This is a genomic window from Psychrobacter submarinus, assembly GCF_904846685.1.
Taxonomy (GTDB): domain Bacteria; phylum Pseudomonadota; class Gammaproteobacteria; order Pseudomonadales; family Moraxellaceae; genus Psychrobacter; species Psychrobacter submarinus.
This window is the reverse complement of sequence record NZ_CAJHBQ010000001.1, coordinates 244,182-265,344: the sequence shown is the minus strand read 5'-3', so window position 1 is coordinate 265,344 and position 21,163 is coordinate 244,182. Positions and strand designations below refer to the sequence as shown.

18 protein-coding genes are annotated in these 21,163 nt (G+C 45.3%); 6 read left to right on the top strand and 12 right to left on the bottom strand.

Going from position 1 to position 21,163, the window contains the following annotated elements; genetic code table 11:
- Positions 1–121: 121 nt before the first annotated feature.
- Entirely contained in the window at positions 122–1,003 is an 882-nt protein-coding gene (gene tsf, locus JMY03_RS01280; RefSeq protein ID WP_201600294.1) for a translation elongation factor Ts, read from the top strand.
- 127 nt (positions 1,004–1,130) lie between these two features.
- Here the strand turns inward: tsf and JMY03_RS01275 are convergent, their stop codons facing one another.
- The 4 genes from JMY03_RS01275 to hflX form a co-directional block, all read right to left on the bottom strand.
- Entirely contained in the window at positions 1,131–1,937 is an 807-nt protein-coding gene (locus tag JMY03_RS01275) for a lytic transglycosylase domain-containing protein (RefSeq protein ID WP_201600292.1), read from the bottom strand.
- A 292-nt stretch (positions 1,938–2,229) separates the two neighbouring features.
- On the bottom strand, positions 2,230–2,919 hold the full coding sequence (locus JMY03_RS01270; RefSeq protein ID WP_201558207.1) for an LrgB family protein: 690 nt from the start codon (positions 2,917–2,919) through the stop codon (positions 2,230–2,232).
- Between the two features lie 21 nt (positions 2,920–2,940).
- Positions 2,941–3,387 (bottom strand): CidA/LrgA family protein, encoded by a 447-nt coding sequence (locus tag JMY03_RS01265; RefSeq protein ID WP_201600290.1) that lies wholly within the window; start codon positions 3,385–3,387, stop codon positions 2,941–2,943.
- A 419-nt stretch (positions 3,388–3,806) separates the two neighbouring features.
- A complete protein-coding gene (hflX, locus tag JMY03_RS01260) occupies positions 3,807–5,273 on the bottom strand; it encodes a ribosome rescue GTPase HflX (RefSeq protein ID WP_201600287.1) in 1,467 nt (488 codons plus the stop codon).
- Positions 5,274–5,558: 285 nt separating this feature from the next.
- On the opposite strand from hflX, the gene JMY03_RS01255 reads away from it, so the two are divergent.
- Positions 5,559–6,344 carry a lysophospholipid acyltransferase family protein gene (locus JMY03_RS01255; RefSeq protein ID WP_025646525.1) on the top strand — a complete coding sequence of 262 codons (786 nt, stop codon included), beginning with the start codon at positions 5,559–5,561 and terminating at the stop codon, positions 6,342–6,344.
- 116 nt (positions 6,345–6,460) lie between these two features.
- On the opposite strand, the gene JMY03_RS01250 is transcribed toward JMY03_RS01255, so the two are convergent.
- Both JMY03_RS01250 and fkpB read right to left on the bottom strand, forming a co-directional pair.
- Positions 6,461–7,501 (bottom strand): aldo/keto reductase, encoded by a 1,041-nt coding sequence (locus tag JMY03_RS01250; RefSeq protein ID WP_201600284.1) that lies wholly within the window; start codon positions 7,499–7,501, stop codon positions 6,461–6,463.
- A gap of 76 nt (positions 7,502–7,577) precedes the next feature.
- Complete coding sequence (fkpB, locus tag JMY03_RS01245; RefSeq protein WP_025646527.1) at positions 7,578–8,087, bottom strand: FKBP-type peptidyl-prolyl cis-trans isomerase; 510 nt, start codon at positions 8,085–8,087, stop codon at positions 7,578–7,580.
- A gap of 218 nt (positions 8,088–8,305) precedes the next feature.
- Here fkpB and JMY03_RS01240 point away from each other — a divergent pair, with 218 nt between their 5' ends.
- The gene (locus JMY03_RS01240) at positions 8,306–8,965 is read left to right on the top strand and encodes a DUF1294 domain-containing protein (protein WP_201600281.1); all 660 of its coding nucleotides are present in this window, start codon (positions 8,306–8,308) and stop codon (positions 8,963–8,965) included.
- Between the two features lie 232 nt (positions 8,966–9,197).
- Here JMY03_RS01240 and JMY03_RS01235 read toward each other — a convergent pair whose 3' ends face one another.
- A complete protein-coding gene (locus JMY03_RS01235) occupies positions 9,198–9,806 on the bottom strand; it encodes an O-acetyl-ADP-ribose deacetylase (protein WP_201600278.1) in 609 nt (202 codons plus the stop codon).
- A gap of 133 nt (positions 9,807–9,939) precedes the next feature.
- Between JMY03_RS01235 and JMY03_RS01230 the strand changes: the two genes are divergently transcribed.
- Positions 9,940–10,551, top strand: a complete 612-nt coding sequence (locus tag JMY03_RS01230) for a glutathione S-transferase family protein (RefSeq protein WP_201600275.1) — start codon at positions 9,940–9,942, stop codon at positions 10,549–10,551.
- Positions 10,552–10,691: 140 nt separating this feature from the next.
- Here the strand turns inward: JMY03_RS01230 and lspA are convergent, their stop codons facing one another.
- Together lspA and ileS are read right to left on the bottom strand one after the other, a co-directional pair.
- A complete protein-coding gene (gene lspA / locus JMY03_RS01225; RefSeq protein ID WP_201600272.1) occupies positions 10,692–11,315 on the bottom strand; it encodes a signal peptidase II in 624 nt (207 codons plus the stop codon).
- Entirely contained in the window at positions 11,308–14,157 is a 2,850-nt protein-coding gene (gene ileS, locus JMY03_RS01220) for an isoleucine--tRNA ligase (RefSeq protein ID WP_201600269.1), read from the bottom strand. The genes lspA and ileS overlap by 8 nt, the downstream gene beginning before the upstream one ends.
- A gap of 695 nt (positions 14,158–14,852) precedes the next feature.
- Between ileS and ald the strand changes: the two genes are divergently transcribed.
- Positions 14,853–15,968, top strand: coding sequence for an alanine dehydrogenase (gene ald, locus JMY03_RS01215; protein ID WP_201600267.1), 1,116 nt, complete (start codon positions 14,853–14,855; stop codon positions 15,966–15,968).
- Between the two features lie 6 nt (positions 15,969–15,974).
- Here ald and JMY03_RS01210 read toward each other — a convergent pair whose 3' ends face one another.
- Both JMY03_RS01210 and JMY03_RS01205 read right to left on the bottom strand, forming a co-directional pair.
- Positions 15,975–16,526, bottom strand: a complete 552-nt coding sequence (locus JMY03_RS01210; RefSeq protein WP_201600265.1) for a protein disulfide oxidoreductase — start codon at positions 16,524–16,526, stop codon at positions 15,975–15,977.
- Between the two features lie 120 nt (positions 16,527–16,646).
- The gene (locus JMY03_RS01205; protein WP_201600263.1) at positions 16,647–18,284 is read right to left on the bottom strand and encodes a carbon-nitrogen hydrolase family protein; all 1,638 of its coding nucleotides are present in this window, start codon (positions 18,282–18,284) and stop codon (positions 16,647–16,649) included.
- Positions 18,285–18,687: 403 nt separating this feature from the next.
- Here JMY03_RS01205 and JMY03_RS01200 point away from each other — a divergent pair, with 403 nt between their 5' ends.
- Positions 18,688–19,323 (top strand): BLUF domain-containing protein, encoded by a 636-nt coding sequence (locus JMY03_RS01200; RefSeq protein ID WP_201600261.1) that lies wholly within the window; start codon positions 18,688–18,690, stop codon positions 19,321–19,323.
- Between the two features lie 143 nt (positions 19,324–19,466).
- On the opposite strand, the gene JMY03_RS01195 is transcribed toward JMY03_RS01200, so the two are convergent.
- On the bottom strand, positions 19,467–20,969 hold the full coding sequence (locus tag JMY03_RS01195) for an FAD-binding oxidoreductase (protein ID WP_227675441.1): 1,503 nt from the start codon (positions 20,967–20,969) through the stop codon (positions 19,467–19,469).
- Positions 20,970–21,163: the final 194 nt, after the last annotated feature.

Here is a 21,163-nt window from a genome sequence, read left to right as displayed (position 1 = left end):
GGACGAAGATTCAATGTGTTCAGATACGTGCAAATATCTCTCACAGATATATCTTGAGACATATAAGTATCGTGTACCCCATACATATCAATACTCACATACATAATAAAAGGTAACTCTTATGTCAGAAGTAAAAGTATCTGCCAAAATGGTAAAAGAATTGCGCGACCGTACTGGTCTTGGCATGATGGAATGTAAAAAAGCCCTGCAAGAAGCCAATGGTGATGTCGAAGTTGCTATTGATAACCTACGTAAGTCAGGTCAAGCAAAAGCGGCTAAAAAAGCAGGTAATATCGCAGCTGACGGCGCTATTGTCATCGCGCAAAACGATAAGCAAGCCTATCTTTTAGAAGTAAACTGTCAGACTGACTTCGTGGCAAAAGATGATAGCTTCACTGCATTTGCAGAAAAAGTGGCTAATCTTGCGCTCGAAAACAACGTCACTGACGTTGCTGCTATCTCTGAACTACCTTATGGTGATGGCCAAAGCGTTGAAGAAGCTCGCGTTTCTTTAGTACAAAAAATCGGTGAGAACATTCAAATTCGCCGTGTAGAGACTTTAGAAGGCGACAACCTAGCGTCATATCGTCATGGCCTACGCATCGGCGTTGTTGTGTCTTTTGAAGGCGGTAACGAAGAGACGGGTAAAAACCTAGCGATGCATATCGCTGCATTCAACCCAGTAGCAGTTAATGACGAAGACGTGTCTGCTGATGTATTGGCTCGTGAAAAAGATATCATCGAAGCCAAAGCTAAAGAGTCTGGCAAGCCTGACAACATCGTTGAAAAAATGATCGAAGGTGGCCTACGTAAGTACCTAGACGAAGTGACTTTACTACGTCAGCCATACGTCATGGACAATGACAAAAAAGTCGGCGATGTACTAAAAGCTGAGGTCGTAAAAGTACTAGGCTTTAAGCGTCTAGAAGTTGGCGAAGGCATCGAGAAAAAACAAGAAGATTTCGCTGCTGAAGTTGCTGCTGCACAAGCGGCTAGCAAGTAAGCGTTGAGTATGTTGTTACTCTAAAGTCAGTAAATACAAAAAAGCCCATTACTTAAGTAATGGGCTTTTTGCGTTGATATGGGCTATTAGATACTGATACTTATAAACCATAACGATAGACAAGTGCTTAACGTAACGCCTCAAAAGCAGAGTTAACGTAGCTTGCGCTATGAGCATTACTGCTCGTACCATAGCTTACTTTTTGTAGACCACTATTGCTATCAGCATTACTAGCAATCATGGCACTACCCACGACGCCAGCATCATTTTTATATAGACTATGATAGCGGCTCATCACCCGTTTGACATAATTGCGCGTCTCTTTAAAGGGCGGAATACCATTATATTTATCGACATTGCCTTCGCCAGCATTATAGCCTGCTACAGCAAACTCCACGTTATTATTAAAGCGCTTCATCAGCCAAGCGATATACTTCGCTGAGCCTTCAATGTTCTCTGCAGGGTTCCAAGCATTACGGACGTTGAAGCGGCGGGCAGTGGCTGGCATAAGCTGCATGAGACCTTGTGCTCCCACTGGTGAGCGCGCATTGGGGTTAAATGCAGATTCAGTATGCATCATCGCTTTCATCAAGCCAGGATCGACGCCATGACGCGTCGCAGAAGCGCGAATGTAGCTATCATAAGCATTACGACTACTGCTCTTACTAGCGGTACTAGTGCCATAGTTATTATAGGTGTTATCGCGATTGCTTTCATGCACCTTGGCATCTTTGTAGTAAGTGACTTTGACTTTTTTGGTAAATTTATCAAAATTACCGCTCGGACTGACATTGGTCAAGAGGACTTGGCCCGCTTGATCCTTATAGATGTACATATTACCAGCGTGTGCCGTCACGGTAACAGCGGATAGGGCGATAGAGGTCAGCAAGATAGATGACCAGCAGCGACTCAATAAAGGGGCAGTATTCGGCATAAGAAAATCACTCTTTATCGGTTAATGACGAAACGATAGCTTCAGCAGTAGCTTTAACCATAGCTTCAACGATGGTATCAATAACTGATGTATTAGCCAGACAAAGCATTTATAGCGATTCGCATTATTAGTAAATTCTATAAGGTTACAGTTCTGTAAAGTTACAATAGTAACCAAACCACTAGTAATAAATACAAAATATAATAGTTACTTACTATAACACAAAATATTGCTTAGCCCTATTGTATTGATAGCTATAGGTTTTTAGTCAAAATTATTTATTTGGTAAAATTTAGATGTTAAAAGCACTGATAAATATAGGAACCCAAACAGCCGTCAATAAGCCATTTACCGCAAGACCGAAGGCAGCATAGCGCCCAGCGGTAGGGCTGATTTGCCAAGCTTCTACTGTGCCGAACGCGTGAGCGGCCAGTCCTAAGGCTAAACCTTTGGCTCTGTCGTCATCTACTTTTTTAAATAAAAATCTAGCGACGGCACCGCCCAGCAGTCCAGAAACAATAATAATTAAGTTGGCCATCGCAAGCGGTGCACTGATTAAGTCCGCCACGCTCAAGCCAATAGGGGTAGTGACAGAACGCGTAGCAAAGGACAACAAAGTGTCGTGACTGAGTGAAAACAGATAAGCTAACGACATCGGTAACAGCGCGCCGATCACACTTGCGATAAGGACAATGATAGATAAGCGCTTAACCGGCAAACCTTTAAAATTCATGGCGGCTAAAGGGATAGCCAACAGTACCGTGACATAGCCAAGCAAGCGATCAAACACTGGTTTGGCAACGCTATAATAATGCTCGTAATCCCACTGCGTAATAAATAAAAACAGCAGTACTAATACCAAAGCGGTAATGACCATAGGCAGCCATGAGATCTTTTTGGCCAAGATACGCGCGATCACGTGCGCGACTAAGGTCAATAAAATAGCGGCTAGAGTCGCCATAAATACACTGCTAAACATCATCTTAATTCTCCGCCGCGCAGGCTACTCAGACTTATCGCTAACTTTAGGTGTTGTCAGGCCTGTACTGCTCTTATTGTCAGCGCTAGAGCTCAACCAGCGGTTGGCTAGAATCGCTAGACCCCAAAGCGGTATCAAAGTACTAATAGCCATTGTCAGCATGACGCCCCAAAATTCATCACCTAACTCAAACAATAAAATACCAGCGCCTGCTGATACCGGCAAAAAAGCAAAACCGCTATCGACTAACAATAAGTTACTGGCTCTGGTGATCCATTCCGGTAAGCCTTTGAGCAAGCGCCAAACGACTAAAATGACGAACATCGCCACGAGGCCTACAATGTTGGCGGCTTTTTCGATACCGGCCCACTGACACAGGAGTAGCGCTGATTCGCGCACTATGACCACCATGGCGAGCGTCAAAAGTAAGGCTAACCACAAAGGCAGTTTGGTTTGGGTAAGGGCATTCATAAGCTATCCTTGCCAAGACGGCAATTACAGAGTCTAGATAGAATAAAATCAAGCGCCATGCTATTGATAAAAAGTACTGACGAAAACTATCGATAAACAGCATCGCAAATAGCTATGGCTAGGCTTTTAGATGGATTGCGTAAAAGTTTTACTCTATCATTTTAAAAGAAATAAAGGTAAAAAACTTTAGTTGAGGGACAACCAATGCGCTCGATTATATAGAGAAGTGAGCGACTAATAAACCTTAAGGGCCGGTGTATTTACAACAAAAACTCATGCGCGGTGATAATAGCAAAAGAGCCAGGACAGACAAACAATAAAAAATGAGCACATCAGCCTAAAAATGGCCAATATACTCATTGCTTAATACAGACTTTACAGCAGCTATCTTGCTGGTTCTAAAACCTTGATGTTAACTCTTACGCTTGCGGACTTGGATTGTCATCTATAGCAGTATGATCGCTAGACTCATTATCTGTCTCAAAGATCTGCTCGTAGGTTAAGTCTTCCGCTACTAATGACTCATCTTCAGACGGCTGCAAATATTCCTCATTGTTTTGCTCAAAAGGCTCAAGAATAGGCATCAGTAAAGTCGCTTGCGCTAACGGTAGCACCTCCATAGGCTGCAGGTTTGCTTCCCCTAGTAGCTGCTTGAGACGCTCGCTTGGCAAGCGAATAGTCAAGCACTCGTGGCCGCTATCATCATAGCTTTCTTCTAAGATAACCCCAAGCTCATACAAGGTGTTTTTAAAGTGTCCGGCATGGTAGGGCAAGGTTAGATCAAAGGTAGTCAAAGTACCCGTCATCAGCTGTTGTACCGCAAGTGTGAGCTCTTCGATGCCTAAATTGTCTTTTGAGGAGACATAAACGCGGTTTGGCTCACCTTCGTTGGCATAACCTATGCGCGCAGGCTCGCCCGTTAAGTCAATTTTATTATAGACGTTGAGTACTGGCACATCATTATCAATCTCTGCTAGCACCTCTTTGACCGCTGCAATCTGCTCGTGCATATCCTCGCTAGAAGAATCAATCACGTGCAACAATAGATCGGCCTCTAAAGTTTCCTCCAAAGTGGCGTGGAAGGATTCGACAAGCTCATGCGGTAGATGACGCACGAAGCCTACCGTATCAACTAAGACCACACGGCCGACACCTTGCCAATCTAAACGGCGCAAAGTCGGATCTAGAGTCGCAAATAGCTTATCTGCGGCATAGATGTTTTCATCGACTAAGCGGTTAAATAAGGTAGATTTGCCTGCGTTCGTGTAGCCGACTAGTGATATCGTCGGGACGTCGGATTTTTGCCGGCGAGCACGGCCTTGCGCGCGAGTTTGACGTACTTTTTCAAGCTTAGATTTGAGCTGATTGACCCGCGTTTGTAGTAGACGACGATCGGTCTCAAGCTGCGTTTCACCAGGACCTCTTAGTCCGATACCGCCTTTTTGTCGCTCCAAATGCGTCCAACCACGTACTAGTCTAGTGGATAAGTGGTTCAACTGAGCCAGCTCTACCTGCAGCTTACCTTCGTAAGTACGCGCACGCTGTGCAAATATATCCAAAATAAGGCCAGTGCGGTCAAGCACGCGGCATTTCGTTAAAGCTTCTAAGTTACGCTCTTGCGAGGGGGAGAGGCTATGATTAAAAATCACAATATCAGCATCATTGGCACTGACCAACTCAGCAATCTCTTGAGCTTTACCAGAGCCGACGAAGTACTTAGCATCTGGCTTTAAGCGTGAGCCTGTCACTAGCTCCACGCGCTGAGCGCCAGCGGAGTCAACAAGTAGCTCAAACTCGCTTAAATCATCGGGATCTTGTATTTGACGAATGTCTAAGTGCACTAAAACAGCACGCTCGCCACCTTCATATCTTTCAAAATATTCCAAAAATTTTCACCTATAAATGGGGGAAATAAATCGCTATTATCGGCTATAATTAGGCGGATAATCGCGTTCAGATAATAGTCTATATGCGGTCTTATTACTGGTTATTAAAGCCTAATTGTCATAGTGACGCCAGTTTTATGTTACTGGGTTTACAAAAGATAGGCTTATAGTAGATAGTGAATAACGAGAACCCTCATTCAAGCTCAGTGAACAAATCGTCACTGACTATGAGAATTTTGCTATACTTATGCCATTTTTACAGACATTCAATGATGAGGGATACAGATGAGCCATTCTAAGCCAGGCTTTTCATTAAAAAAACAATTCAGCCGCAGTAAGCAAATTGTTGGTATGACTACCACTATGGCAGGTGGTCTACGAGCTGCACAGCGTATAGGCGCTTTTAAGAACCCGCCGCGCGAAAAACTACCGCGTTATATCCAAGCGTTTTGCCGCAAGATGGTCGGCTCTTTTGGTATAAAGGTTGTCGAAGTTGAGCCGGTACAGCAGTATCATGGGCTTTGGGTATCCAATCATGTGTCATGGATGGATATTCCGGTGGTTGGTACGGTCAGTCCGGCTTTCTTTTTATCTAAAGCGGAGATAGGCGAGTGGCCGATATTCGGTAAGCTTGCTTATGCGGCTGGTACCGTGTTTATTCAGCGCGGCTCGGGCGATGCCGGCTCAGTAGCAGCGCAAATCGCTGAGTTTTTGCGCCAAGGGTTTTCAGTTATTTTCTTTCCAGAAGCCACTACCACTGATGGCTCCAAGATTAAGCGCATTCATGGTAAGCTCTTGCAAGCGGCTATCGACGCTGATGTGCCGGTACGAGCGATGGTGATTGCCTATGTCAATAAAGACGGCAGCTTAAGTCAAGAATTGCCTTATTATGGCAAGCTGACCATGAAGCAGAGTCTAAAAAAAGTACTCGATACTAAGAACGTCACCGCTTATGTTTTGCCGCTTGAAGCGATCGACCCACAAGGCCGTAGCAAAAGCGAGCTGACAGATCTGTTGCAACAGCACATGCAAGAAGGGCTCGCAGAACTACATGCACGAGTATTAAGCTAAGAGCCGATATAAGTGAATGACAAAGGCGCTAATCATATCGAGTAGCGCCTTTTTGCGTAAACGTCATAGCTTTAGAATCTAGCAGCCTTAGAATCTAACAGCTTTAGTTAGCTGAACTAAGGAGATGGATTCGGCTGCTGGGTGTGCACCGCCTCGATAGCGGCTAATACGTCATCGCTTAAAGTTAGATTAACACTATCGATGTTTGATTTGAGCTGCTCGATGCTCGTGGCACCAATGATGTTGCTTGTGACAAAGGGCCGCGAGTTCACAAAAGCGAGCGCCATCTGCGCCATATCTAGTCCGGCATCGCTGGCAATCTTAGCGTATTGCTCAGTGGCTGCTAGCGCTTGCTCATTAATATATCTTTGGAATCTATCATACATCGTCAGCCGCGCGCCAGCTGGTTTTTTGCCACCCAAATATTTACCAGAGAGTACCCCAAAGCCTAGGGGCGAGTAGGCGAGCAAACCGACATTCTCGCGATGGGCAATCTCCGCCATGCCCACCTCATAAAGTCGATTAAGCAAGCTATAAGGATTCTGCACCGTGATAGGCGCGATGAGACCGTTTTTGTCCGCTTCCCATAAGTAGCGCATCAGTCCCCAAGCAGTATCGTTTGAGAGTCCATAAGCACGAATGCGGCCTTTTTTGATCTCATCATTGAGCGCTTGAATGGTCTCTAAAAACGGCGTTAAGTCATCAAGCGATTGCGCTGACATCTCGCTGTCATAACCGCGCTGACCAAAGAAGTTCGACTGCCGCTCAGGCCAATGCAGCTGATAGACATCAATATAGTCGGTTTGTAAACGCTGCAGATTACCGTCAATAGCGCTACTAATATGCTTGGCATTATAGCGGCTATTACCGTCTCGCAAAAAGCTCATCGGCGACATTTTACTGGCCAAGATAACTTTATCGCGCTGCTGTGTCTTTGCAAACCAAGTACCGATAATGCGCTCGGTATCGCCTTGTTTATCTTTGTCAGGCGGTGAGGGGTACATCTCTGCACAGTCCCAAAAGTTCACTCCTTTGCTAAGGGCTAAGTCCATTTGTTCATGGCCTTCGCGCTCATTGTTTTGTTGTCCCCAAGTCATCGTTCCTAGACAAATTTTCGATACCTTTTCATCGATTTGTGGCAGCACTTCATATTGCATGGTTGCATCCTGATTATTATTGATTATTGATTATTGATTATTGATTATTGATTATTGTTTTGAGTTGCTTGTGTGATTAACTCAGCTGAATGCCAGTCACACCCGGCGGCGTCACCTTAAAGATTTTGACTTTAAATAGCACGTCCTGCCCGGCTAGGGGATGGTTAAAATCGACCTCGATCTCATCGTCATTAATCGCGCTAATGGTACCGGGCAAAGTGTTTTTACCTTTATCCTCAAACTCCACCATCATACCAATCTCAGGATTGTCCGCGACTAAAGCAAACTGCGGACGACTAAAGTGCTGTACATTATCTGGATTCCAGTCGCCAAAAGCTTGCTCAGGCTCTAAGTGCGCGGTACGGGTGTCGCCTGCCCGCAGATTCATCAGCACTTGCTCAAAACCCGGCAACAGGCTTTCATCGCCGACAGTCAAACTGACCGGCTGATCACGATTAAAGGTCGAGTCAATTACCGTACCATTTTCTAATGACACCTCAAAATGCAGCTTGACTAAGCTGCCATGGGTGATACGAGTGTCTTCGTTCGGATTGATAAATTGTGATGAGGTTTGAGAGTCAGTCATAATAAAAAACCAGTTTTAGTTAAAAGTAGAGTGCTGTTATCAGTGAATAGATTCAGGTGATAGATTAAGAAATGATAAGCGAAATACTGCCCTATGTAAGCGTAAATAGTGTAACGTAAAGGCGCTAAAATAAAGGTTAACTGTAGAGAGTTACTGATTATAAAAAGTGACCGATTATAAAAGTTTTAATCCTAGTCAAATAAGAGAGTATCGCAAACATGGCAAATAGACAACAAGGCCGAATTACAAAGTGGCAAGATGATAAAGGCTTTGGCTTTATTGAGACCGAAGCTGGGGAGTCACTGTTCTTTCATGTCAGCGAGTTCAAAGCGCCGCGTCGACCTGTCATCTATGAGCCAGTGGTCTTTAGTATTGGACAAGATAAACAAGGACGCTTGCAAGCCAAGCAAGTACAGGAGCTCAGTTTTGTGCAGCAACAAATGGCAGATAAGAACAATCAAATCCGTCAGCGTAACGCAAAGAAAAGCCAACAAGCAGACTTTGAAGCAGGGCAAAAGAAGAGGCTACTTTTAGGCGTGGCATTCTATGCAGTCTTAGTATTATTAGTAGTGATGGGTGATTTGAGCTGGCTGGTCTTGGCTTGGTATGTGTTGTTAGGCGTTATTACTTATCTCACTTACGCCAAGGACAAAGCGGCTGCGCAAAGCGGCGCGTGGCGTACGTCTGAATCGACTTTGCATCTACTAAGCGTGCTCGGCGGCTGGGTTGGGGCGATGGTCGCGCAGACCTACTTGCGTCACAAGTCACAAAAGCCTGATTTTCGCCTTAGTTTTTATCTGACGGTAGTGATTAATCTTGGTGGGTTATTATTTATTATGGCCGGCGGCGGTTTAGAGTACTTGCAAGCGTTGCTATAGATTTTTAATATTACTTTTGGGCGCTTTATATCAAGTGGAGCACGCTGAGTTTGAGCAGACTCACGCAAATGATTAAGGTATGCTTACAGCACTGAGATACTCTCAGAGTGTATGCTCAACCGAAGGTATTACTGATAATCATCATTGCTTGCTACTTTCTACTCACTATTCACTATTTATAATAGCCACTACTCATAGTGGCTTTTTTATCGGTCGACTGAATAAGCGTGAGCTATATTGAGGCTAATATTTGTTTATAACATTCGGCATCGTTGTCTGAGAAGCAGCAAAAAATCACTTCATCAATTGATAAGCTCACAGAATTGTCTAGCTTGTTTTGTATATAACTTCTCACCGTATTTACCGCTACTTTAGTGGCCTTGTGTATTGGGTAACCATAAACGCCAGTACTGATGGACGGGAAAGCAAGGCTAGCGACCTTGTGTTCAGCAGCCAACTCTAACGCGTTTTGATAGCAGCTCGTCAGTAGCGCCTCTTCATTATCATTACCGCCATGCCAAACTGGCCCTACTGTATGAATGACATAGTCACAGGGTAGATCAAACGCTGGGCTTATTTTTGCCTCGCCAGTGGCGCAGCCGTTCAAGGTGCGACAATAAGCGAGCAGCTCCGGCCCTGCGCCTCGATGTATCGCGCCATCCACACCGCCGCCACCGAGCAAACTCGAATTGGCCGCATTGACAATAGCATCAATTTTTAGCGTAGTAATATCCGCTTGTAATACGGACAAAGTAACCGTGCGAGTAGCAGAACTAGCAGTAGAGCTATCAGAGACAGAGACTTGCTTTTGCAAAAGTGGCTTGGTTTGAGCATTCGTCATGGTAGCGTCCTTATCATTAATCCATAAATTCTATATTAATAGTCTAAGTGATTTGCTATCGTTTAGGTTTATCTGATATGAATATAAAAGTTTTTAAATTATATTTCTAACCAACTATAAAAAGGACGTTTTAGTGATTACACTCTATAAATACACCCATCCTAGCCGCGCAGAAACTGTAGTCTGGGCACTACAAGAGCTTGGCCTAGACTATGAAACCAAAGAATTAAACGCTTATAAATTTGAGCAGCGAAGCCCTGAGTTTTTAGCGATTAACCCGTTTGGCAAAGTGCCAACGATGACCCATGACGGTAAGCATTTCACTGAATCGTTAGCGATTATCGAATACCTCAATGACTTGCATCCTGATAGACCGCTAGCGCCTAGCCATAACGATGATAACTATGCCGAGAAGAACTATAAACTGCGTCAGGTCATCTCATTTGGCATGATAGAGCTTGAAAGTTATGTGTGGATATTAACGAAGATAAAAGTATTAGACAATTATGAGAACTGGCCTGAGGGCACCGCTGAGAAGTGCATAACTAATATTCAAAACGCGCTACCGATTGCCACGAGTTGGTTGGATAGCCAAGAGTATATAGCAGGTGATCGCTTTAGCTTAGCTGATATCTATTATCATCATCTATTTAATTGGCTAAAAATGTTGGGGGTTTCGTTACCTGAGCAAGCGAAAGCATACGTTAAAAGATTATCCGCGCGAGAGAACTTTCCTAAAAAGTAGGAGAGTAGGGTTGTTGGTTGGAAATAGAGTGCATCCTGAGCACCATCAAGATTCATCTCACTACACTAAACCCAAAGCAAAAAAGGGCTGACATGATCGTAAGCCCTTTTTTCATTCAATTAAAATAGCAGTATCAAAAGCTAACCTTTAGATTTGCCTGCGCGCTTACCTTCCAAAAATATCATGTCAATAACAATGATAGCCACGCCAATACAAATCGCAATATCCGCGATATTAAAAATCGGATAATGCCAAACATCAGCATAATGCACATGAATAAAGTCGACCACTTTACCAAGTCGCACGCGGTCGATTAGATTACCAATCGCACCGCCGAGCACCATAGCGAGCCCTAGCGATAACAGCTTAGCATTACGTGGCGCTCTAATTAAATATACGACTAACAACAACGCAATCACGAGCGCTAAACCCGAGAAAAACCACTTTTGCCAGCCGCCTGCATCGGCCAAAAAGCTGAACGCTGCACCATAATTATAAGCCAATGTCCAATTCAAGAAGGGTTCAATAACCGGTATCGGCTCCAAAAAGTTTAGCTTAGTTTTCGCGAGCCATTTGGTCCACTGATCGACGATGATAATCACTATCGACAGTAAGTACCAAACAAAGGCTCGACTGCCATTTGCCAGCACTTTTGGGGTTTTGGTCAGCCGGCTTCTAGGCGTTACCGAGTTGCCTGTCGTAACGTGAGCAGGTCTTGGCGAATGATCGACTTCGTTAGTAGGACGCTCAGGCGTATCAAGCATAGTGACGCACCTCACCGCTGCCTACCACGTTAGTTACGCAGCGCGCGCACAGCTCTGGATGCTCGCTGTCAGTGCCGACGTCGCTACGGATGTGCCAACAGCGCACGCACTTCGTCCCATCGGCGACGTCAATGGTAACTCTTAAATCCGCTGCTGCGATGTCTTCCTCGTTATCTTTAGTTTGATGATCAGCAGGCGCTGCGCTGATAGGCTTCAAGGTGGCGCTACTGGTAATCAGCACAAAACGCAGCTCATCGCTTAATTTGGCTAAGCTGTCATACATAGCGCCATCAGCGTACAAAGTGGCATCAGCGGCTAGATTGGCATTCAGTAGCTTGTTGCTGCGCGCGACTTCGATGTTTTTATTCACCATGTCTTTGGCGCGCATGATATGGTGCCAGTCCTCACTACTGATCGTGCTCAGCTCAAGCGCTGGGAACTCGTACCACTCTTCAGTGAAGACATAGCTATTGGCCTGCTCATCTTTGCTGTTCAAGACTTCCCAAGCTTCTTGCGCGGTAAACGACAAGATAGGGGTAATCCAGCGTATTAAGGCTTGAGCGATATGATAGATCGCGGTCTGCGCCGAGCGGCGCGGCTGACCATCCTTTTGAGTGGTGTACTGGCGATCTTTGATGATATCTAAATAAAAGCTGCCCAAGTCCTGCGAGCAAAAAGCAGTGATATGCTGGGTGACTTGGTGAAAGTCCATTGCATCATAAGCACTGACGATTTGCGCTTGTACAGCCTGCGCGCGCTCGATGATGAATTTATCAAGACTGACTAATTCGTTGATATCGATGCTGTCATTAGCCGGATCGAAATCATCGGTGTTCGCCAGTAAGAAGCGCAGGGTATTACGAATGCGGCGGTACATATCAATTGCGCCTTTAAATACCGTCTTGCCTGCGCTCATCTCATAGCGATAGTCGCTAGAGGCAATCCAAAGACGCAGCATATCAGCGCCGGTTTTATTGATCTCATCTTGCGGGGTGATGATGTTGCCAAGAGACTTACTCATCTTACGGCCATTTTCATCGACCACAAAACCGTGCGTCAACACTTGCTGAAACGGCGGACGCTCGTACATTGCTTCTGACGTGAGCAGTGACGTCTGGAACCAACCGCGATGCTGATCGGAGCCTTCTAGATACATATCGGCAGGATTGGTGAGCTCATCACGCTGCTCAAGCACGGCATAATGAGTAGTTCCTGAATCAAACCAGACATCTAGCGTATCAGTAGACTTATCATAATCGGCCGCCTCATCCCCTAAGTAGTCTTCACAGCTGGCATCAAACCACGCTTCCACGCCGCCTTCCGCGATATTTTGCGCGGCAGTTTCCATTAGCTCCAAGGTGCTCGGATGCAGCTCGCCGGTCTGTTTATGCATAAAGAAGGTAATCGGCACGCCCCAAGTCCGCTGACGCGAGATGCACCAGTCCGGGCGACCGGTCATCATCGACTCGATACGGTTCTGACCCCAAGCAGGTGTCCACTTAACATCAGGGATGTCTTTGAGCGCGCGCTCGCGTAAGCCTTCTTTTTCCATACTAATAAACCACTGCGGCGTGGCACGGAAGATAATCGGCGACTTATGACGCCAGCAGTGCGGATAGCTGTGCTCGATCTTAGTATGGTTTACCAAATGACCATTATCATGTAAAGCGGCAATGATTTTTGGATTGGCTTTATAGATATGCTCGCCGGCAAATACCGCCGCGCTCTCTAGATAGACACCATTACCGCCAACAGGGTTCTCAACAGGCAAGTTATATTTTAGACCCACGATATAATCGTCGAGACCATGACCTGGCGCGGTGTGTACTAGGCCAGTACCGCTATCGGTGGTCACGTGATCGCCTAAGATAATAGGCACTTGACGATCTGCAATTAGTGGATGCTGCGCGCGCAAGCCTTCAAGCTCCTTACCTGAAACGGTCACTAAGATACCTTGGCTGTCTAACTTAAGCTCAGTTAACGCAGTCTCGACCAAATCATGAGCGAGTAGTAGATTGCCTTTCTCAGTGGCTACAACCGAATAGTCATGCTCAGGGTGCACTGAGATAGCTTGGTTAGCAGGCAGTGTCCAAGGCGTCGTCGTCCAGATAACGACTGAGATAGTACCCTCTATTTCTGCCAAAGCGGTTAGCTTGTCAGTATCAAGCACATCGAAGCTGACATAAATCGCATCAGAGACCTTATCTTGATATTCCACTTCCGCCTCTGCCAATGCTGAGGTACAGTCCAAGCACCAGTTGACCGGCTTCATACCGCGAGTGACATGGCCGTTTTCGTAGATTTTACCTAGCGCACGGACGATATTGGCTTCCTGATGAAAGTTCATGGTCAGATAAGGGTTGTCCCAATCGCCAAAGATACCTAAACGCTTAAAATCAGCTTTTTGTAGCTCGATTTGGGTCGCTGCATATTCACGGCAGAGACCACGAAACTCAGTTGCCGAGACTTTTTTGCCGACCTTACCGACTTTGGCTTCCACCTTTTGCTCAATAGGCAAGCCATGACAGTCCCAACCCGGCACATAAGGCGCGTCAAATCCTGAAAGCGTCTTCGACTTAACAATCATGTCCTTAATGACTTTATTGACCGCATGACCTAAGTGAATCTGACCGTTCGCATAAGGAGGGCCGTCGTGCAAAATGTACTTAGTCGCGCCAGTACGCGCCTGACGAATCTTACCGTAGACATCGTCCGCTTCCCAAGCCGCTAACCAATCCGGCTCGCGTTTGGCCAAGTTAGCGCGCATCGCAAAAGGCGTGTCAGCTAGATTGAGAGTGTCTTTGTAATCGTGGCTAGGGGTGTCAGTAGCTTTGTCAGTCATAGGAAGGTATCTTTTATCAGGTTAAGTAGTTTATTGAGTTAAGCGGTTTTTTAATCAAATAGTTTTTAAATTAAACAATTTTTAAGTTAAATAGTTTAGCAGTCCAAGCAAATAATGTATGGGGGCGAATAGCTAAGGTTAAATAGGGCTTAGATGAAATAGCACTTTACCCTAAATAATGCCTGAACTTAAATAAGTTAGCGTCAGATTATGTTAAGAATGGCAGCTATTATATGTTAATTCTACTGGGGTAAAAAGGGGCTTGTACTGCACGTGTCATTTTAGTTGCGTAATAGCGATAAGCAGTGTACAAATGTACTTAACAAGCGTTTCACTTAAAGTACGGACATAAATCCAATACATAATAGGGCGTGTTGAACATTCGCAAATAGGCACTGCTGATTGCTAAAATTGTTCCAGACAAGGCACAAAGCGACGATAATGCAGATGCCTTAGCGAGATTTGTAACGCAGTATGGGGCAATTTTAGCATCAGCCCCAACGATAAAAGCAGGGGACAGGACTCTTTTTTGCCGCTTCATCGTTAAAATAAGCGCTTAGAATGACTAAACTTATTATTTTTAACATCGAATCGCCTAAAAAATAGTCGCTGTCAGTGCCATGGTCGAATGTCCAACACGCCCTAATATCGGCTAAAAACATTGTATAAATGACGATAAATATAAAGGAGTCGTCATGAAAATAGGTATCCCCAAAGAGATTAAAAACAACGAAAATCGGGTCGGTCTCCCGCCAAGCGCCGTTATGGTGTTAGTCAGCGACGGTCATAAAGTGTTTGTCGAATGTGATGCGGGCGTGGGTTCGCACTTCACCGATGAGGATTATGAGGAAGCAGGCGCGACTATCGTCAATAGCGCCAACAAAGCTTGGGACGCTCAATTGGTCGTTAAAGTCAAAGAGCCCCAGCAAGAAGAGTTTCAGTATTTAACCGAAGATCTGATACTGTTTACTTACTTGCATCTGGCCAATGAGCCGGAGCTGGCGCAAGCACTCGTTGAGAATAAAGTCACGGCGATAGCCTATGAAACGGTGCAACTGGCTGATAACTCCTTACCGCTGCTGACCCCGATGAGCGAGGTTGCCGGCCGCATGAGCACCCAAATCGGCGCGCAGTTCTTGCAGAAGTTCTATGGCGGCAAAGGAATATTACTGGGCGGCGTACCAGGGGTACAAAAAGGCCGCGTCACGATCATTGGCGGCGGCGTTTCAGGCACGGAAGCGGCCAAAATCGCTATCGGCCTGCGCGCGGATGTGACCATCTTGGACTTAGATCCACAGCGGCTCAAAGAGCTATCTGAGATGTTCGGTAATAATGTCCAGACGCTCATATCTAATAAGGTCAATATCGCCGAAAGTGTTGAGGTTAGTGACTTAGTGATCGGTGCGGTACTGATTCCAGGCGCAGCTACGCCTAAATTAGTCACAGAAGAGATGATCGAGTCAATGGACGACGGTGGAGTCATCATCGATATCGCTATCGATCAAGGCGGCGTCTTTGAGACTACCGATCGCATTACCACGCATGACGATCCGACTTATACTAAGCACGGTATCGTCCATTACGCGGTAGCTAATATCCCAGGAGCGGTGCCTCGTACAGCGACGATGGCGCTATCGAATGTCACCTTACCATATATCCAAAAGCTGGCCAAAAAAGGGGTCAAGCAAGCTTGCGCGGAGGATGCTGCCTTTGCAAAAGGGGTCAATACAGCGCAAGGTCATATCACTTATAAGGCGGTGGCTGAGGCGCTAGATTATGAGTATAAGGCGTTAGATGAGATGCTTAGTTAGTTTTGGTTAAAATATCGACGATAACCATAGCCTTAATTTTAGTGACCAAAGCGGCTGAATACCGGTCAGCCCTTGCGTCATCTCACTGTCTTTTAATACCACATAAGAGGGCGTCACTTGTCCTTGCCAGTTAGCGAAGATTGCGCCGTCTTCGTCGTTAATAGTGGTGAAGTCAAAATTATTTTGCTGCATATATTCTGCAAGCCGTTGGTTGGAGCCTGACTTAATGGCCACCGTCACTAACGGATAGCTATCACTAGCGGCAAGCTTGTTGATAGTGGGCGAGGTATAAGTACATATCGGACACCAAGTACCCCAAAAATACACTAGCGTAGGCTGCTTGTGACTCATCGCTGCTAAGTCTAGTGTCTGTCCTTGATAGTCGGTCAGCTGCAATTGCGGATTGGCTGGCATGATAGGCTGTCGCCACCAGTTGACAACAGTATAAATAACAATAAAAACGAGACCATAGAGTAGAGCAGTCTTTAGCACTGACCAAAGCTTTTGCTTCGGCGTTTTTTTTACTTTTAACTCTGTTTTTTTGATATCAGTCGTCATATTGCTTTCTCTGAGCCTAAAATTTAAATCACTTGCTTTTTATAGATAAAAATAAACGGCTGAAAGGTCAGCCGTTTATAAAAAGTTAAGTGTTTACTTGAGCGTTTAATAGATCAACATTTAAGATTTTTGCGCGCGGTTTTGTAGCGGATCGCCTAATAGTACGCTGCCTGAGTTTTCGCGGCGCTCTTCATTGCTTAACTTACTAGCAGAAACTTTAGATTTACGCTTCCACTTTAGGCTAAATAAGTCGTCACGGCGATCGAGTAAATTATGTACAGAGCCTTCGTTACGCACATGAATGAGCTTGTCTAAGTTCACATCTGAGAAGAATACCATCTCTGTATTGGCGGTAGTCTCCGCCATGATGGCATCATGCGGAAAAGCAAAGTCAGAGGGCGAGAAGATAGACGACTGCGCATACTGAATATCTAGGCTCTCAACTTGTGGCAGGTTACCGACTGAGCCGCAAATCATCACATAGCACTCGTTTTCAATCGCGCGGGCTTGGGCGCAGTGGCGTACGCGCAAGTAGCCATTTTGAGTGTCTGTCCAAAACGGCACAAATAAGATATCCATATCATCGAGTGCCATGAGACGCGCAAGCTCTGGGAACTCAACGTCATAACAGACTAAAATACCAACGCGGCCGGCATCCGTATCAAATACTTTTACCTCATCGCCGCCCTCAATCACCCAAGCGCTACGCTCGTGGGGAGTGATATGAATTTTGCGCTGCTCCTCAACGGTGCCATCACGGCGACATAAGTAACTGACGTTATAGAGGGTATCGTTTTCATCGAGTAGCGGCATAGAGCCGGTAATGACGTTGACGTTATAGCTGACGGCTAAATGCGAGATTTCATTCTTAAACCATTCGGTATAATCTGCCAAAAAGCGAATGGCAACGTTTTGATCCGTCGACTCGCATAGTCCCATCAAGGGCGCGTTAAAGAATTCTGGCAGGCAAGCAAAGTCAGAATTATAATCGGCCATGATATCAACGAAGAACTCGACTTGTTGTAGTAGCTCCTCAGGCGACTCGACCTCACGCATCTGCCACTGAATACCGCCGATACGCACCTCAGACTTGCGAGTGTTCGGCTTGTAGTCTTTGGGCTCATAGTAGATGTTAGCCCACTCAAGGAGCGTTGCAAAGCCTTTGGACTGCTTATCATCAGGCAGGTAGCCGGTCAAAATACGCTTGACGATAAAGCCGTTAGACAGCTGAAAAGAGAGCGCCGGATCATGAATCTCACGTGATTCAACAGCGTCGATATACTCGCCTGGCGTCAAGTCCTGATGGTTATAATATTTAGGAATACGGCCACCAGCTAAGATAGAGCGAAAGTTCATCTGCCGGCACAGCTCTTTACGCGCATCATAGAGGCGTCGGCCCAAACGATAACCGCGATACTCAGGATCGATAAGCGCATCCAACCCGTAGATAGCGTCGCCCTTAGGATTGTCTTTTATGATCTCTCTATGACCGGTAAGATCGTCATAAGTATGCGGGTTTGAGAATTTGGCATAATCGACGCGCATCGATAGCACCATCCCGATCAGCTTATCATGGTCAAATAAGGCAATTTGGCCTTCAGGAAAGGCATCGATTAGAGTGTGAATCGTGGTCTTTGACCAAGCGCCGCCTAAGTTGACGTAGACGCGATCCATCAGCTCTTTGACTTGTGGATAGTCTTTTTTCTTAATCTCGGCAATCGTTAAATGAAAGTCGTCTAGTTTTTCTATCTTGCTCATCGGTGTTCCTATTTTGGTAGTGTTAGCCATTGAACGTAGGTTGGCTGTGATTAACTTTCTTTATTTGCTATGGTTTGATGGGTTTTTAAACAACTATTTGTTCGCTTAAATGCATAAGCTACGCCTTTAACTAGGCTTGTTTATCAGTCAGTTTTCTGTTTTTCTTGGTTTATAAAAAAAAGTATTAAATCCGTAGTATGGATGATACAATAATTAATAATAACAATTACTTGCCAGTTACTATTTAGAATCTATCCTTTATTTTGTCTCTCGAAAATCTGTGTTTGTCATCATAACATTTGCGCAACAGGTTACTAGTTAATCCTAGTAAGCGTGACAGTCACCGCTAGTTTAGTTTATTTATTTGGTCTACTAGTCAGTTAACCCACTATTAGGATTGCATATGACCTTACTTCTAAACCATACCGATACGGTTAAAGCTTTAGATAAAACAGCAGAAACCGCTTTGATTCGTTTGGTTTATGTGAGTAGTTTGACGCTCCATTCGCGCCTAAAAGCTTCGATATTTGATGAAGTAGAAGCGCATGCGTGTGATTATAATGAGCAGCAAGGTATTACTGGTACGCTATGTTATGGCAATAGCCATTTTTTGCAATGTTTAGAAGGCGAAAAAGCGAAAGTACTAGCGCTACAACAGCGAATATTTGCGGATAATCGTCATAAAAACATCAAGATACTCTTACTCGAAACCATTGATCAGCGTATCTTTTCAGATTGGCGTATGCGCTTACTGTTTTTGGAGCGTTGGCTGTGGTCCCCTGCGACCAAACAGCAGGCGATGCAACTCTCCCCATTCCTACCTTTTGCGCCGCATGGTTGGAGTAGCCAGCGTACTGAGCAGTTTTTGCAAGTGATTAAAGATTTTCAGACGCCGCCGCACATCAAAGCTGCGGGTATCACTTATAATGCCATGGGTAATATGATCAAGCACGTGGCCGCGCCGCACCAAGCTTTCTTAGTCGTGCAAGGGTTTTTGGCGGTATTATTGGTGGTCGGCTTACTGCTGCTCAATTACTGATTACAAACCTGGCGAGCCAATCAGCGATTATCTGCTAAGCCTTTTAGCTTTTTAAGTCAGCACCTCAATCATAAAACTAAAAACGACGCTAGACTAAATGTTTAGCGTCGTTTTTTACTGCGATTTTGAAATCAATAGCCTTATTACATATCAAAAATCTTACCGCGATTCATAATGTTATTGGGATCAAAGACTTTTTTGACTTCGCGTAGATAATCAATCTCAGTATCACTGCGACTATAGTTGAGATAAGGCTTCTTAGTCATACCCACGCCATGCTCTGCTGATACCGAGCCGCCATATTTTTCTACGGTTTCAAACACATATTTATTGACGATTTGACACTCATCAAAGAAATCGTCCTTGCTCATATTCTCAGGCTTTAAGATATTAAGATGCAAATTCCCATCGCCGATATGGCCAAACCAGCACACTTCAAAGTCAGGATAATTGCTGCTGACGATCGCATCGATCTCTTCAATAAACTCAGGCACGTAGCTGATCAACACCGAAACGTCGTTCTTATAAGGGGTGAATACTGAGATGGTCTCAGAGATATACTCGCGTAGCTTCCATAGCTCTGCCGCTTGCGCCAGGCTCTGACTCATGACCCCATCGACGACCCAGCCCTCATTCATACAGTCTTCAAAGATCGCCATCGCCTTATCCATAATGGGCTCATAAGGTGCTTCGAACTCAAGTAGCGTATAAAACTTGGTGCGCGATTCAAACGGCTCTTGCACTTGTCCATGCGCCATCAGCTTATCGATAGCGGTATCATCAAAGAACTCAAAGGCGGTCAGATCAATCTTCGCTTGAAAGGCAGAGAGTACGTTCATAACGTCATTGAAGCTATCCATACCCAGCACCATGACGTTCAAGTCTTGAGGTAAGCGATCCAGTTTAATCTGCGCCTGAGTGACTAGACCTAATGTGCCCTCAGAACCAATAAAGAGTTGACGCAAGTCATAACCGGTGGCGTTTTTGATCATTCCGCGATTGAGGTGCAAGATATCGCCTTTGCCTGTCACTACCGTTAAGCCCATAATCCATTGACGGGTCATACCGTAGCGGATCACCTTGATACCGCCGGCATTGGTGCCGATATTACCGCCCATTTGGCTCGAGCCTGCCGAAGCAAAGTCAACGGGGTAGTACAAGTCTTTGGATTCAGCGAACTGCTGGAGCTGCTCGGTGACCACACCCGCTTCGATCTCAACCATACGATCAGCGGGATAAAAAGTGCCAATCTGATTCATCTTATCCATGCTGACGACGATCTCGCCATTCGCGGCTACTGCGCCCGCCGAGAGACCAGTACGACCACCGCTTGGGGTTAAGACGACGTTATGCTCATTGGCTAATAATACAATCGCTTGCACTTGCTCGGTTGATTTTGGGAAGACGATGGCAGAGGCTGCTGGGGCGAAGTGCTTAGTCCAGTCTTTACCCCAATGCTCTAGGCTCTCGCTATCGGTTTTGATTTGGCTCTCTTCAAACTGATGGCTATGAAGCAGAGCTTGTAAAATAGCTTGCACCGCTGCAGTATCAGTAGCAGACTGCAAGCTTGGCTCATTAATGTCTGCTTGCTTTGCGGCGTGAGTGCGCTCATGGGCCGGTTGGTTTTCGGTAACGATGTCATTCATAATAGTCTCGGCGATTTAGCAGTAGCAATAGATAAAGGGGAGGAGATAAGTCTAATATTAGCACATCACGGTGCTATATCTAAGCAGATGCAAGGCTCAAATAGTCATTATTAACCAAAAAGATGACGACTTATTCCTGTTATTCCCTAACATCCTTGGGCAATTTTGTGTAATATAAGCGCATTGTTTTTATT